The sequence below is a fragment of the Alcanivorax sp. genome (genome assembly GCF_014762765.1).
Classification (GTDB): Bacteria; Pseudomonadota; Gammaproteobacteria; order Pseudomonadales; family Alcanivoracaceae; genus Alcanivorax.
This window is the reverse complement of record NZ_JABURH010000159.1, coordinates 15,932-29,346: the sequence shown is the minus strand read 5'-3', so window position 1 is coordinate 29,346 and position 13,415 is coordinate 15,932. Positions and strand designations below refer to the sequence as shown.

13 protein-coding genes are annotated in these 13,415 nt (G+C 59.2%); 9 read left to right on the top strand and 4 right to left on the bottom strand.

The window, feature by feature from the left end; translation table 11 throughout:
* Positions 1–31 precede the first annotated feature (31 nt).
* From HUJ17_RS11795 to HUJ17_RS11765, 7 genes are all read left to right on the top strand, one after another.
* Positions 32–1,861 carry a TonB-dependent receptor gene (locus tag HUJ17_RS11795; RefSeq protein ID WP_290510872.1) on the top strand — a complete coding sequence of 610 codons (1,830 nt, stop codon included), beginning with the start codon at positions 32–34 and terminating at the stop codon, positions 1,859–1,861.
* 18 nt (positions 1,862–1,879) lie between these two features.
* Positions 1,880–2,779, top strand: a complete 900-nt coding sequence (locus HUJ17_RS11790; protein ID WP_290510871.1) for a cobalamin-binding protein — start codon at positions 1,880–1,882, stop codon at positions 2,777–2,779.
* A gap of 25 nt (positions 2,780–2,804) precedes the next feature.
* Positions 2,805–3,746 carry an iron ABC transporter permease gene (locus tag HUJ17_RS11785; protein WP_290510899.1) on the top strand — a complete coding sequence of 314 codons (942 nt, stop codon included), beginning with the start codon at positions 2,805–2,807 and terminating at the stop codon, positions 3,744–3,746.
* A complete protein-coding gene (locus tag HUJ17_RS11780; RefSeq protein ID WP_290510870.1) occupies positions 3,746–4,510 on the top strand; it encodes an ABC transporter ATP-binding protein in 765 nt (254 codons plus the stop codon). The genes HUJ17_RS11785 and HUJ17_RS11780 overlap by 1 nt, the downstream gene beginning before the upstream one ends.
* 79 nt (positions 4,511–4,589) lie before the next feature.
* Positions 4,590–5,201, top strand: coding sequence for a cob(I)yrinic acid a,c-diamide adenosyltransferase (gene cobO / locus HUJ17_RS11775; RefSeq protein WP_290510869.1), 612 nt, complete (start codon positions 4,590–4,592; stop codon positions 5,199–5,201).
* Between the two features lie 100 nt (positions 5,202–5,301).
* Positions 5,302–6,729, top strand: coding sequence for a cobyric acid synthase (locus tag HUJ17_RS11770; protein WP_290510898.1), 1,428 nt, complete (start codon positions 5,302–5,304; stop codon positions 6,727–6,729).
* A 47-nt stretch (positions 6,730–6,776) separates the two neighbouring features.
* Positions 6,777–7,433 (top strand): class I SAM-dependent methyltransferase, encoded by a 657-nt coding sequence (locus tag HUJ17_RS11765; RefSeq protein ID WP_290510868.1) that lies wholly within the window; start codon positions 6,777–6,779, stop codon positions 7,431–7,433.
* 60 nt (positions 7,434–7,493) lie between these two features.
* Here HUJ17_RS11765 and HUJ17_RS11760 read toward each other — a convergent pair whose 3' ends face one another.
* Entirely contained in the window at positions 7,494–8,501 is a 1,008-nt protein-coding gene (locus HUJ17_RS11760) for a putative solute-binding protein (protein WP_290510867.1), read from the bottom strand.
* Positions 8,502–8,766: 265 nt separating this feature from the next.
* Entirely contained in the window at positions 8,767–9,255 is a 489-nt protein-coding gene (locus HUJ17_RS11755; RefSeq protein WP_290510866.1) for a peptidylprolyl isomerase, read from the bottom strand.
* A 272-nt stretch (positions 9,256–9,527) separates the two neighbouring features.
* Between HUJ17_RS11755 and moaA the strand changes: the two genes are divergently transcribed.
* Both moaA and can read left to right on the top strand, forming a co-directional pair.
* On the top strand, positions 9,528–10,541 hold the full coding sequence (gene moaA / locus HUJ17_RS11750; protein ID WP_290510865.1) for a GTP 3',8-cyclase MoaA: 1,014 nt from the start codon (positions 9,528–9,530) through the stop codon (positions 10,539–10,541).
* A 50-nt stretch (positions 10,542–10,591) separates the two neighbouring features.
* Complete coding sequence (gene can / locus HUJ17_RS11745) at positions 10,592–11,239, top strand: carbonate dehydratase (RefSeq protein WP_290510864.1); 648 nt, start codon at positions 10,592–10,594, stop codon at positions 11,237–11,239.
* A 116-nt stretch (positions 11,240–11,355) separates the two neighbouring features.
* Here the strand turns inward: can and HUJ17_RS11740 are convergent, their stop codons facing one another.
* Entirely contained in the window at positions 11,356–12,093 is a 738-nt protein-coding gene (locus HUJ17_RS11740; RefSeq protein WP_290510863.1) for a copper resistance protein B, read from the bottom strand.
* Positions 12,090–13,415, bottom strand: a 1,326-nt coding sequence (locus HUJ17_RS11735) for a copper resistance system multicopper oxidase (RefSeq protein ID WP_290510862.1), incomplete at its 5' end; no start/stop codon positions are given. The genes HUJ17_RS11740 and HUJ17_RS11735, both read right to left, overlap by 4 nt.

Below are 13,415 nucleotides of genomic sequence, written 5' to 3'. Positions count from 1 at the left end.
GGGTGGGCACGGCAACAGGGGATCTCCTTCTATGTCTTTGCGTTCTTTTGCGGCGTCTGCCGCTGTGTCCTTGTCTGTCTTGCCGTTGGCCGTTCAGGCCGAATCCTCCTCGTCACAGGTCGTGGCCATGCTTGATCCGGTGGTCGTCACGCCGGTTCTGGTCAGCCGCACCACGGAAGCATCGCTGTCTTCCGTCACGGTGGTGGACGAGCAACAACTTCGCGACCAGCAACCGGTGGATATGGCTGACATCCTGCGTGGGCAGCCCGGTGTGGATACCACCAGCAATGGTTCCTTCGGCAAGAATGCCAGCGTCTTCGTGCGGGGTACGTCCAGTGATGCGACCCTGCTGCTGGTGGACGGGGTGCGGTTGCGCTCCGCCACCGCCGGTAGCCCGGCCTGGCAATATCTGCCACCGGCCATGCTGGAGCGGGTGGAAGTGGTCCGTGGACCACGGGGTTCCCTGTACGGTGCCGATGCGGTGGGCGGTGTGGTGCAGCTCTTTACCCGCGATGACGGTAGCTGGCTGGATTTCGGTGCTGGCAGTTTCGGCACCATGAATGCCGGTGCCGGCGTTTCCGGTGAACAGGGCGGCACCCGTTATACCCTGGGTATCAACCGCTTCCGTACCAATGGCATCGAGTTGCGCGAAGACAGCGAAGAACGTGGTTACGACAATACCGCCGGTATTGCCAAGATCAGCCATCGCTTTGGCGGTCGTGGCGAAATCGGGGTGTTCGGTTTCCATACCCGGGGCAATACCGAATTCGAAGGCAGCACGCCGGCAGACGACAGAAATATCGACTACGCACTGGAAGTGGCGGGGCTGAAAGGCGAAGTGATGCTCACTGATGGTTGGCAGACCAAGGTACTGATCAGCCAGGCCAAGGACGAAAGCGAAGACTTTGCCAACCATGTCAGTAACGGTGTCTTCGATACCCGCACCCGCACCGCCAACTGGCAGAATATTTTCGCGGTGGGTGCCCATCAGTTTGTGCTGGGTGGCGAATACCTGCGTGACGAGATCACCAGCAGCAACGAGTACGATGTGACCGACCGGGACAACAAGGCGGCGTTTGGTCAGGCGTTGCTGCACTTCGGTCCGCTGGATGTGCAGGGCAGCCTGCGCCATGACGATAACGATGCTTACGGTAGCAAGGTGACCGGCGCCGCGGCACTGGGCTACAAGCTGGATACGGTTCACCGGGTGCGGGTGAGCTATGGCACGGCGTTCAAGGCGCCCACCTTCAACGATCTGTATTTCCCGGATTCGCCGCCGTTCTTTTTCAGCAACCCTGACCTGAAGCCGGAATCCTCGGAAACCGGCGAGCTGGGTGTTCGCGGTCAGCATGAACACTGGTTCTGGGATGCGGCGGTGTACCGTACCAACATTGATGATCTGATCGCCTACGATGGCAGCAAGGGATCCTCGTTCAATGTGAACAAGGCCAGCATCGAAGGGGCGGAACTGGCTCTGGGGATGGACTGGCAAGCGTGGCAGGTGCGGGTGGCCTTCTCGGCCCTGAAACCGGAAGATCGGGATACCGACACACTGATCGCTCGTCGTGCCCAGCGCCTGGGCAGGGTGGATGTGGATCGTCGCATCGGCACCGTGACTGTGGGTGGCACCGCCAGTTTCCAGGGGCACCGTTACAATGATGCCGCCAATACCCAGCGGCTTTCCGGTTTCGGCCTGCTGGATCTGCGTGCCGGGTGGCAGTTCGCGCCGAACTGGTCCACCCGCCTGACGATGAAAAATGTGCTCGATAAAGAGTACGCCACCGCGAAGAACTTCAGCGGTTGGAACTATCTCAACGCCGGGCGTTCCGTAATGGTAAGCCTGCGTTACGATGTGCAGTAACTGAAAACGGAGTCCGCCATGCCCCCAGCCCGTCTGTTATCCCGTTGCCTTCCCCTGTTGGCAGCCGTGCTGTGGCTGGGGAGCGGGCTGGCCCGGGCACAGGTCTGTGTCACCGATGATGCGGACCGTCAGGTCTGCCTGGCGCAGCCGGCTTCTCGCATCATTGCCTTGTCCCCCGGTGCTACCGAGCTGGTGTTCGCCGCCGGTGCCGGTGAGCAGCTGGTAGGGGTGGTAAGCTTCAGCGATTATCCGCCGGCGGCGAAAAAACTGCCGCGGGTGGGGAGCTACAAGCGGCTGGATCTGGAAGCGGTGCTGGCACTGAAACCGGATCTGATCATCGCCTGGCGCAGTGGTAATCCCATGGAACAGGTGGAGCGGCTGCAGGCAATGGGTGTGCCGGTGTACCACAGCGAACCGCGCCGTTTTGAGGATATCAGCACCACGCTGGAGCGCCTTGCGGTGTTGGCTGGTACCGAGGCTGTGGGGCAGGGGGCGGCAGATTCCTTGCGCAGCGGTATGGATTCACTGCGCCAGCGCTATGCGGAGGCGGCACCGGTGACAGTGTTTTACCAGGTCTGGGAAGAGCCGCTGATGACCGTGAATAACGAGCACCTGATCAGCGAAGCGATCCGGATCTGTGGCGGAGTTAACGTGTTCGGTGAGCTGGGATCATTGGCGCCCAAGGTTAGCCGTGAGGCGGTGCTCGCCAAGGACCCGGAGGTGATCATCGCCGGAGGCATGGGCGAGGATGACCCTTCGTGGCTGGAGCCCTGGAAGCAGTTTTCCTCCCTGCGTGCGGTGCAATACGACAACCTGTTCTTTGTGGCGCCGTCCACCTTGCAGCGGCCAACCCCGCAAATGCTGGCCGGCACCCGCACCCTGTGCAGCCACCTCGACACCGTGCGCGCCCGTGATTAGTGGCCGATCCGTTTCATCCCTGCTGATGCTGGCGGTATTGGGTGTGGTGGCATTGCTGGTGGCGGTGACCGTAGGCAGTGTTTCCATGACCTTCTCGGAGTTGTGGATGGCGGTTTCCGGCAGGGGAGATCCTCTATTCCGGGAACTGGTGTTTTCCCTGCGTTTACCTCGTGCTCTGGCGGCCTTTGCCACCGGCGGTCTGCTGGCACTGGCCGGCGCCCTGATGCAGGTGCTGTTGCGCAACCCCCTGGCCGATCCCTATGTGCTTGGCATTTCCGGTGGTGCGGCGGTGGGGGCGCTGGCGTCCATGTTGCTGGGGCTGGGTACTGCGATGGTATCCGGCTCCGCCTTTGCTGGCGCCTTGCTGTCCACCCTGCTGGTGTTCGGCCTGGCTCAGGGGCGAGGCAGCTGGACACCCACCCGCCTGTTGTTGACCGGCGTGGTTATCGCTGCTGGCTGGGGGGCGGTGATTACCTTCATGTTGTCACTGAGCCCGGCGGACCGCTTGCCCGGCATGCTCTACTGGTTGATGGGCGATCTGAGTTATGCCCGCTCGCCATGGCTGGCCTGGCTGGTGTTGGTCCCTGTGCTGATAGTGACATTGCCGCTGGGGCGCAGCCTCAATGTGCTGGCCCGGGGGCCATTACAGGCGGCGGCCCTGGGGGTGGCGGTGAAACCGCTGGCCTGGCTGGTCTATGGGCTGGCCAGCCTGCTGACGGCGGTGGCGGTAACCACTGCGGGCAGTGTGGGGTTTGTGGGCTTGATCGTGCCGCACATGCTGCGCCTGGTGCTGGGCAATGATCAGCGCATCATTCTGCCGGCCAGTGTCATGGCCGGTGGTGCCTTGCTGACCATCGCCGATACCCTGGCGCGAACCCTGATGGCGCCGGAGCAGTTGCCGGTGGGCGTGATCACGGCGCTGCTCGGCGTGCCCACTTTCCTCTTCCTGCTGTATCGGAGTCGGTGATGGCGATTCTCGAAGCCAGCAATCTGGTGGTCGATATTCCCGGTCGTTCGGCAGGTGACCCTTTTTCCGCCCGGATTCTGCCGGGGCAGCGCTGGGGTGTGCTGGGTCCAAACGGCGCAGGCAAGTCCACCCTGCTGCATACCCTGGCCGGGTTGCGGCCTCCGCGCAGTGGTCAGGTATTGCTGGATGGCGACTGCCTGACCCAGCTGCGTCGCCGGCAACTGGCACAAAAACTGGCGGTAGTATTTCAGGAACGCCAGGACAGTTTCCCGGCCACTGTTCGGGAAACCGTGCTGATTGGTCGTCATCCCTTTCTGTCACCCTGGCAGCAGGAAACGGCCAACGATCTGCGGCTGGCCAACCAGGCCATGGATGCCCTGTCCCTGAGCCTGCTCGCCGATCGTCTGGTCAGTACTCTGTCCGGGGGGGAGCGTCAGCGTGTGGCCATTGCTACGGCACTGACCCAGCAGCCGGCCATCTGGCTGGCGGACGAGCCCACCAACCATCTGGACCTGCATCATCAGGTGGCGGTGATGGAGTTGTTACATCGGCAGGCCGAGCAGGGCGCGGCGGTATTCATGTGCCTGCATGATCTGAATCTGGCCGCCCGCTGGTGTGATCATCTGCTGCTGCTCTATCCGGATGGTGAGCTGTGTTTCGGCCCGGCCGAGACCATGCTGGTGCCGGAGGCACTGGAGCGGCTGTACGACCAGAAGCTCAGTGTGGGCCAGATCAATGGTGTGCCGGTTTTTGTGCCGGGGTGAAATTAATTAATAGTTAATAATGAATAATTAATAGCGAAAGAAAACGCCTTGTTAAGGCCGAGTTGATAGTGAGAAAAGTATGAAACCCGATCCGAAAAGTCCTGAGCGTCATGCCTGGAGGATGGAAAAGAAGCAGCAAATCATGCGTGAGCGTATTGCCAATGCGGACAAGGATCAGGGCATCCTGCTGGTCCTCACCGGTCCCGGCAAGGGAAAGAGCAGTTCCGGGTTCGGTATGCTGGCTCGGGCTTTGGGGCATGGCATGAAGGTGGGCGTGGTGCAGTTTATCAAGGGTGCGTTCAGTACCGGTGAGGAAGCTTTCTTTCGCAACCTGCCCAACGTGGATTATCACGTCATGGGTGAGGGTTACACCTGGGACACCCAGGACCGGGAAAGGGATGTGGCTGCTGCCAGTGCTGCCTGGGATATTGCAAAAAAAATGCTGCAGGACGATAGCTACCACATGGTGTTGCTGGACGAACTGAACATTGCGTTGCGTTATGAGTATCTAAATCTGGATACCGTGCTCGACGATCTGCAGAACCGTCCCGTCATGCAGCACGCAATTGTCACTGGTCGCTATGCGCCGAAAGAGTTGATCGAGCTGGCTGATACCGTCACTGAAATGAAAGTGGTAAAGCATGCCTTCAAGGATCTTGGGGTAAAGGCGCAGAAGGGCGTGGAACTTTGAATCAATTGATAATTAATAATTGAGAATTGATAGCTAAGTTCGAAACCACTCAAGATTTTGGAGTTATCAATTGTCAATTCTCCATTCTCAATTAACCCTGATGGTCCAGGGCTGTACCTCGGATGCGGGTAAAAGCACGGTGGTGGCGGCGTTGTGTCGGTGGTTTGCGCGGCGGGGGTATTCGGTGGCGCCGTTCAAGCCGCAGAATATGGCGTTGAACAGTGCGGTAACCCTGGACGGCGGCGAGATAGGGCGGTCGACGGCGCTGCAGGCTCTGGCCTGCGGGATTGAGCCGCACAGTGACATGAATCCGGTGTTGCTCAAGCCGCAGACCGACATGGGCGCTCAGGTAATTATTCGTGGCCAGGTGCTGGGCAACATGCAGGCACTGGATTATCACGGCTATAAAAAGACTGCCCGAGACTCCGTGCTGGCGGCCTGGCAGGCGTTATCGTCCCGTTACGATGTGATTATCGCCGAAGGCGCCGGCAGTCCGGCGGAAATCAATCTGCGTGACAACGATATTGCCAATATGGGCTTTGCCGAAATGGTGGATTGCCCGGTGATTCTGGTGGCGGATATTGATCGCGGTGGGGTCTTTGCGCATCTCACCGGCACGCTGGATCTTCTTTCCAAAACCGAGCAGCAACGTACCCTGGGTTTTGTCATCAATCGTTTTCGTGGTGACTTGTCGTTATTACAGGGCGGACTGGACTGGCTGGAAGATCGCACCGGCAAACCGGTGTTCGGGGTGCTGCCTTACCTGCATGGCCTGACCCTGGATGCGGAAGACGCGGTGGCCGAGCAGGGAGATCATGATATCGATGCGCTCAAGGTGGTGGTGCCGCTGCTACCGCGCATGAGTAACCACAATGATTTTGATCCTCTGCGCCTGCACCCTCAGGTCGACCTGCGTTTTGTGAAAATGGGTGAGGTCTGGCCGACGGCAGATCTGGTGATTCTTCCCGGTAGCAAGGCAACCCGAGCTGACCTGGCATTCCTGCGCGAGCAGGCTTGGGACAAACAGATCGAAAAACATCTGCGTTACGGCGGCAAGGTCTTGGGTATCTGTGGGGGCTTCCAGATGCTGGGTGAACGGATTGATGATCCTGACGGGCTGGAAAGCGATGCGGGTAGCAGCCCCGGCCTTGGCTGGTTGGCCATGACCACCCGGCTGATTGCCGGCAAGCAGTTGCGCAATGTGCAGGGTGTTTTCCTGCCAGCCAATACCGCCATCCACGGTTACGAAATTCATAATGGCATCAGCGAAGGCTCTGCCCTGTTGCGGCCCATGCTGCAACTGGGTGAGGGTGACGAGGGTGCCATCAGCGACGATGGTCAGGTCATGGGGTGTTATCTGCACGGTCTTTTCGACAGTGCCGAGGCCGGCAATGCCATCCTGGAGTGGGCGGGATTACGTAGCGAGCGGGCGGTGGATTACGATGCTCATCGGCAGAAGGATCTGGATCGGCTGGCGGATATGATCGACCAGTATCTGGATACGGAAAAACTGCTCTCCGCTTTGTAGCGCTGGCCTGCTAGAGTGTTTTTCTTTCTAAACAAAGTGAGAAAACCATGCGCAAGGATGATGCTCACGCTGGCCAGGCTGTTTACAGCCCTTTTGTACTTACCCTTTATGATCTGGGCGTACTCGGTCTGTCTTGCCGCTGGTTGTGGCGCTGCCCGGCATCCACCCTGTTGGTGCACTACCAACAACACATCAGTGACAATCATCTGGATGTGGGCGTGGGCAGTGGCTACTTTCTGGACAAGGTGCGTTTCCCTTCTTCGAGTCCGCGGGTGGCACTGATGGATCTGAACCCGAATAGCCTCGACTATTGCGCTCAGCGTATTGGCCGCTACCAGCCGGAAACCTTGCAACGTAATGTGCTGGAGCCCATCGACTACCAGGGTGGCAAATTCGATTCGCTCGGCATGAACCTGCTGTTGCATTGCCTGCCTGGCACCATGGCGGAGAAAGCGCGCGCGTTTGATCATCTGTTGCCGTTGCTGACTCCCGGTGCCCGGGTGTTTGGTGCCACGATTCTGCAGGGCGATGTGCCCCGTAATGTTGCCGCAAGAGGGTTGATGAAGGTGTATAACCGCAAGGGCATCTTTTCCAATCAGAATGATTCGCTGGCCAGTCTGAAGCAGGCACTGGAAAGCCGTCTTGATCAGGTGGAGGTTCAGGTGGAAGGGTGCATGGCACTGTTTTCAGGGGGCAGGCGTTGAGGCCTTTGATGCGATATTTGTCAGAATGAAGAAGGGCCGGAAAATCCGGCCCTTATAATATTATTCCATGGGGTTGACGCATTCCGCCCGCGACGGCTCCAGCTTGCAACGCACCTTTCTGAGCAGGCCCATCATCGACTTGTCGTAGACGCCGTCCTGAGTCAGGGAAATGCGCGCTTCACGCATCATTTCGTCGTACCGCAGCTTGTCCGCATCGGGAATCCGGATCCACCATTTGTTGTCCACTTCGCTGCTGGCGTTATCAATCAGGCGCATGGCGCGATCAAATTGGCCGAACATGAAATCCCGTGACTGTTGCGCATACTCCGGCGGGAATCGGTCTTTCTTGAGAATGATCTGGGCGCTGAGCTGGCCCAATACATAATCGAGGATGCCGCCATCCGGCGCCATGCCCTTGTACAGTTCCAGAGCAGAGAAACCCATGATGGGTGCGAAGCAGATATCCACGGAATCATTGTTGAAGCGGGTGGAGAAGTTGGTGATATCGGACATCACCGGGGACATGCCCACACGGGATGCCATGTTCGCCTGAGCGCTGTCATATTCAAGCACGGCAATGGATTTGCCGGACAGCTCTTCAACGGTATCGATTTCCTGGTCCTTCAGAAAAAGAAACGCCGCGCCCATGGGAACCACACCGCCGACTTCATAGGGGCCGGAAACCAGTTGTTTGTTGATGGATGGGGTGTTGCTGGAAATGACGGAAATGACCGTTTTCATGGCTTCATAGCTGGGGATGGCGCCGATGGAATCCATGCTGCCGGTGAAGCTGTTGAACTGACGGCCACGAATGCCGGTAAGGACTGCTGCATCACATTGGCCGGCTTTAAGGTCTTCGGCAGCAATCTTTTCATCGGTGAAGGGTTTCAGTTCCACATCCACGCCCCATGCAACAGCGGCGGTTTTGTAGTCCTTCATGATGTTATAGATATCGCCGTTGGCGCCGATGATGTCGAAGACACAAAATTTTCGTTTTTCCAGTGCCTGAGCGGAAAGGGAAATACTCGAAAGCAAAGCGGAAAGAATTAATATCGTTATGTAGCGCATGATGCTCTCCCGTAAAAAACAGAACTATCAAAGAGCATCGATCCTATTTGGCTGCGAAGTATACATTCAATAAGGCTTTACAAAAGTCGGCATAATCGACAACAAGAAGCTGAAGTAAGTCGTGGCGGGCTATAATTCTGATAAAAAAGAAGGCAGAAAGCGGTCTCCGTTTCACTCTTCTTTCACTGTCAGGCGGGTTTCGGGGACATTTCAGAGGACAATAAAAAAGGCGCCGGAGGCGCCTTTTTTGCGGGAGGGGCAGACCTTAGTGGTCGTGACCTTCCGGGCCGTGTACGTGGCCGTGTTCTTTCTCTTCATCGGAGGCTTCACGCACCTCAGTGACTTCTACGGCGAAGTTCAGGGTTTCGCCTGCCAGCGGGTGGTTGCCATCAACGGTCACTTCATCACCTTCCACAGCGGTGATGGTGAAGATGCGCGGACCGGCTTCGGTCTGGGCCTGGAACTGCATGCCCGGCTGCAGGTTCTCTTCGTTGCCTTCGAAGGCAGTTTTCGGCACTTGCTGGATCAGCTGCTCGTGACGCTCGCCGTAGCCTTCTTCCGGGGTGACGGTCACGTCCAGCTTGTCGCCGGCAGCTTTGCCCACCAGAGCCTTTTCCAGGCCGGGAATAATGTTGCCTGCGCCGTGCAGGTAGGCCAGGGGCTCGCCACGCTGGATAGAGGAATCGATGGTCTCGCCGGCGTTGTTAGTGAGCGTGTAGTGGATGGACACTACGGAGTTTTCTGAAATTTGCATGGAAACCCTTTAGGGGTAGATGAATTCGGAATAAGGGGTATGGCGGACATGGCGTTTCATGGTCCGGCTGCGCCCCGCATTCAGGTCGGCGAACATTCTAACAAGACCGGCAAGGGCCTGACCAACCGGAGCCAGTACCGGCCGACGGGCGTGGGGTAGCCAACAGGGGCTGGGGAGCCACGAAGGGCTCCACAGGAGGGCGGAACCGGGAGGTTATTGTCCGAGTAAGCGCCGGTTCCCCGGCTTGGCCCCGCATTTGCTACAGTACCGCCATGGCCGCTGACACTTTCACTGACAATCCGCTACTGCAGGACCGTTTCGGCCGCACTATCGACTATGTGCGCCTGTCGGTGACGGACCGCTGTGATTTCCGCTGTGTGTACTGCATGGCGGAGGATATGACCTTTGTGCCCCGGGCCCAGGTGCTGACCCTGGAGGAGATGGGGCGGCTGGGCCGGGTGCTGGTGGAGCTGGGTGTGCGGCGGATCCGGCTGACCGGCGGCGAACCCCTGGTGCGCCGTGATGTGGCGCATCTGGTGCGCGATCTTGGTGCGCTGAAAGGGCTGGATGAACTGAATATGACCACCAACGGCGCCGGCCTGGGCCGTTTTGCCGATGATCTGAAAGCCGGCGGGTTGGCTCGACTCAATATCAGCCTGGATTCCCTGGACCCGCAACGCTTCCGGGCGCTGACCCGCACCGGTGATCTGAACAAGGTGCTGGACGGCATCGATGCGGCCCGCCGGGCCGGCTTCCGTCGCATCAAGCTGAACAGCGTGATTCTGCGCGGGCGCAATCAGGACGAGGTGCCGGCGCTGGTGGATTTCGCCCTGGAAAAGGGTCTGGATATCTCCTTTATCGAGGAAATGCCGCTGGGAGCTATCAGTGAGCATGACCGGGCGCTGGAGTTTGTTTCCTCCGGGGAGCTGCGTGATCAGCTCTCCGAGCGCCTGACCCTGGTGCCCATGACGGAGAAAACCGGTGGACCGTCCCGCTATTGGCAGGTACCGGGCAGTGACAGCCGCATCGGCTTCATCTCTCCTCACTCACAAAACTTTTGCCATTTGTGTAATCGGGTGCGAATTACCGCCGAGGGCCGTATGCTTCTGTGCCTGGGGCACGAGCATAGTGTGGACCTGCGGGCAGTACTGCGGGCGCACCCCACGGATGATGCCCCCCTGCGTCAGGCAATCATTGATGCCATGGCCATCAAACCGGAGCGACACGACTTCAATCTGGCCCCGGGTGAGCAACTGGTACGGTTCATGAATATGACCGGTGGTTAATGTCGGGCGTGAAACATCCGGCCTCCAGTAAATGAATCTAGCGAGAGACCATGAAATCCCTTCCTGAACTCTTTACCAACAACGAGCAGTGGCGTCACGACATCGAGAAGGAACACCCGGGCTTCTTCAAGGCGCTGGGTGAGCAGCAGAGCCCGCAGTATCTGTGGATAGGCTGTGCTGACTCCCGTGTGCCTGCCAATGAGGTGGTGGGGCTGATGCCCGGTGAACTGTTCGTGCATCGCAATGTGGCCAACCTGGTGAACCATACCGACCTGAATCTGCTGTCGGTGCTGCAGTTCGCCGTGGATGTGTTGAAGGTGAAACATATCATGGTGGTGGGCCACTATGGCTGCGGTGGGGTAAAGGCGTCCATGGAAGATGTGCCCCATGGTCTGATCGACAACTGGCTGCGGCAGGTGCGTGAACTGTATCTGCGCAACCGCAAGCACCTGGTCAAGTTGCCGGATGAAAAGGCCCAGCTGGACCGCATGTGCGAACTGAACGTGGCCCGTCAGGTGATCAATGTGTCCAACACCACCGTGGTCCAGGAAGCCTGGCGCCGCGATCAGCCACTGACTATTCATGGCTGGATTTACGGTATCGGCGATGGCCGCCTGCGAGACCTGGATATCCAGATCCAGAACAACAAGGAATTGCGGACGCTGGAAAACGAGGAATACGATAATTCCTCGGCATGAGGGTCCTGTAGGGTGCCACTGAGCCTAAGGTGAACTGCACCAACCACCACCGGCCAATGGTGCAGTTCGCCTTAGGCTCAGTGACGCCCTACGCAAGCTTGCTGCCTTCAGGTTCTTCAGAACCAGAAGTAGATCCCTGCTACCAGCGATGCTTCTTCCGGATCACCGCCTGCCGCCCGTGTCTTGTCGGCGGTATCCCCGTACTGTTTTTCCCAGTGCACGCCGATGTAGGGGGCCAGCTCCCGGCGGATTTCGTAGCGTAGCCGCAAGCCGGATTCGATGGCCACAAGGCCGTCGCCGATACCCAAGTCGTCATCGTCCTTGCCGTAGAAGCCAGCTTCCACCTCCGGCACCAGCGCCAGGCGCTGGGTCAACATCAGTTCGTATTCCGCTTCCAGACGCAGTTCGCTGAGGCCGTCCTCGCCCAGAAACAGCTGGGCGTCGACTTCAAACCAGTAGGGCGCCAGCCCCTGGATGCCCAGGCTGGCCCAGTCCCGGTTGGGGTCGTCGGGTTGCCAGTCCCTGCGCCAGCCCAGTTGCCAGTCCCAGTAGGGAGCGAAGGCGTGGCTCCAGGCCAGGCGGGTTTCTGCGCTTTCGGTGCCGGCTTCCTCGTCACGGTGGTCCGGGTCCATGAGCCGTTCGCCTTCCGTGGCCAGATACAGCTTGTTCAGGTCGCTGCCGTACCAGGCACTGGCATCCCAGCCCAGTACCGAGCCCTCGTCGCTGTCACGTAGCTCAAGCTGATCCACCAGCACCTTGCTGAAGCGGGGCGGGTGTTCGCTCATGGACCAGGCCGGTGTGGTGCAGGTCATGGCGGTCAGGGATGACAGTAGCAAAGTGGATGTTTTCATCATGCGTCCTCCCCGTGTGCGCCATGGTGTGAGTGGTCACCGTCAGCCTGGGCCTTGACCACGCGGACTTCCCGGAACATCCCGGCGTCCATGTGATAGAGCAGGTGGCAGTGATAGGCCCAGCGGCCCAGCGTATCGGCGCGCACCAGGTAGCTGAGTTTCTCGCCGGGTTTCACAGTGATGGTGTGCTTGCGCAGCAGCTTGCCATCGCCCACCTCCAGATCGCTCCACAGACCATGCAGGTGGATGGGGTGAGTCATCATGGTGTCGTTGACCAGGGTGATGCGTACCCGTTCGTTGTGGTACAGCTCCAGGGGAACGGAATCCGCAAAGGGAATGCCGTTGAAGCTCCACATGTAGCGGCTCATGTTGCCGGTCAGGTGCAACACGATTTCCCGTTCCGGGTGCAGGCTGTCCGGTGGCCCGCCAGCGGTTTCCAGGTCCGCATAGGTGAGCACTTTCCAGTCCCGGTCGCGCAGGCCGATACCCGGGTCGGCAAGCATCTCACCCGGGGCCATGGCGCGCATGTCCACACCGGGTCCATATTCCGTGGCGGCATGGTCGGTGGCGTTGTTTCTGGGTGGCAGGTCCGGGTTGTTGGGATCGACGGCAAAGGGGACGGCGTTGCCGTGATCGCTGTGTTTCATGCCTGCCATGTTGTGGTTCATCTGCCCATGGTCCATGCCTGCATGGCTGTCGCCGTGCTGCATGGCGCCCATGCCCATTTCGGTATGGCCCAGCAACGGTGGCGGGTCCATGTTCGGCACTGGCGCTGACATGGCCGGGTTCGGGGTCAGAGTGCCACGGGCAAAGCCGCTGCGGTCGATGCTCTGGGCAAACAGGGTATAGGCCTGGTCCTCCCAGGGTTCCACGATCACGTCCAGGGTTTCTGCCACACCCAGGCGCACCTCGTGGAAAGCCACCGGTTTCACCGGCTGACCATCCATTTCAATCACCGTCATGTCCAGGCCGGGAATGCGGATATCGAAGAAGGTCATGGCGCTGGCGTTGATAAAGCGCAGGCGGAGGCGCTCGCCCGGGTTGAACTGGCAGGTCCAGTTGCCGTTGGGGCTCTGGCCATTCATCAGGTAGGTGTAGGTGTAACCGGTGACGTCGGCCAGATCACGATCGCTCATGCGCATGGTGTTCCACATGTGGCGATCCTTGAGGGTCTGGATCACGCCCTTGTCGCGGAAATCGCGCAGGGTGTCGAACACGGTGCGCTCGTTGAAATTGTAGTAGTGGCTGAGTTTTTTCAGGGTGGCGAAGATGTGGTTCGGGTCCTCGTCACTCCAGTCTGACAGCACGATGACCTGGTCCCGGTC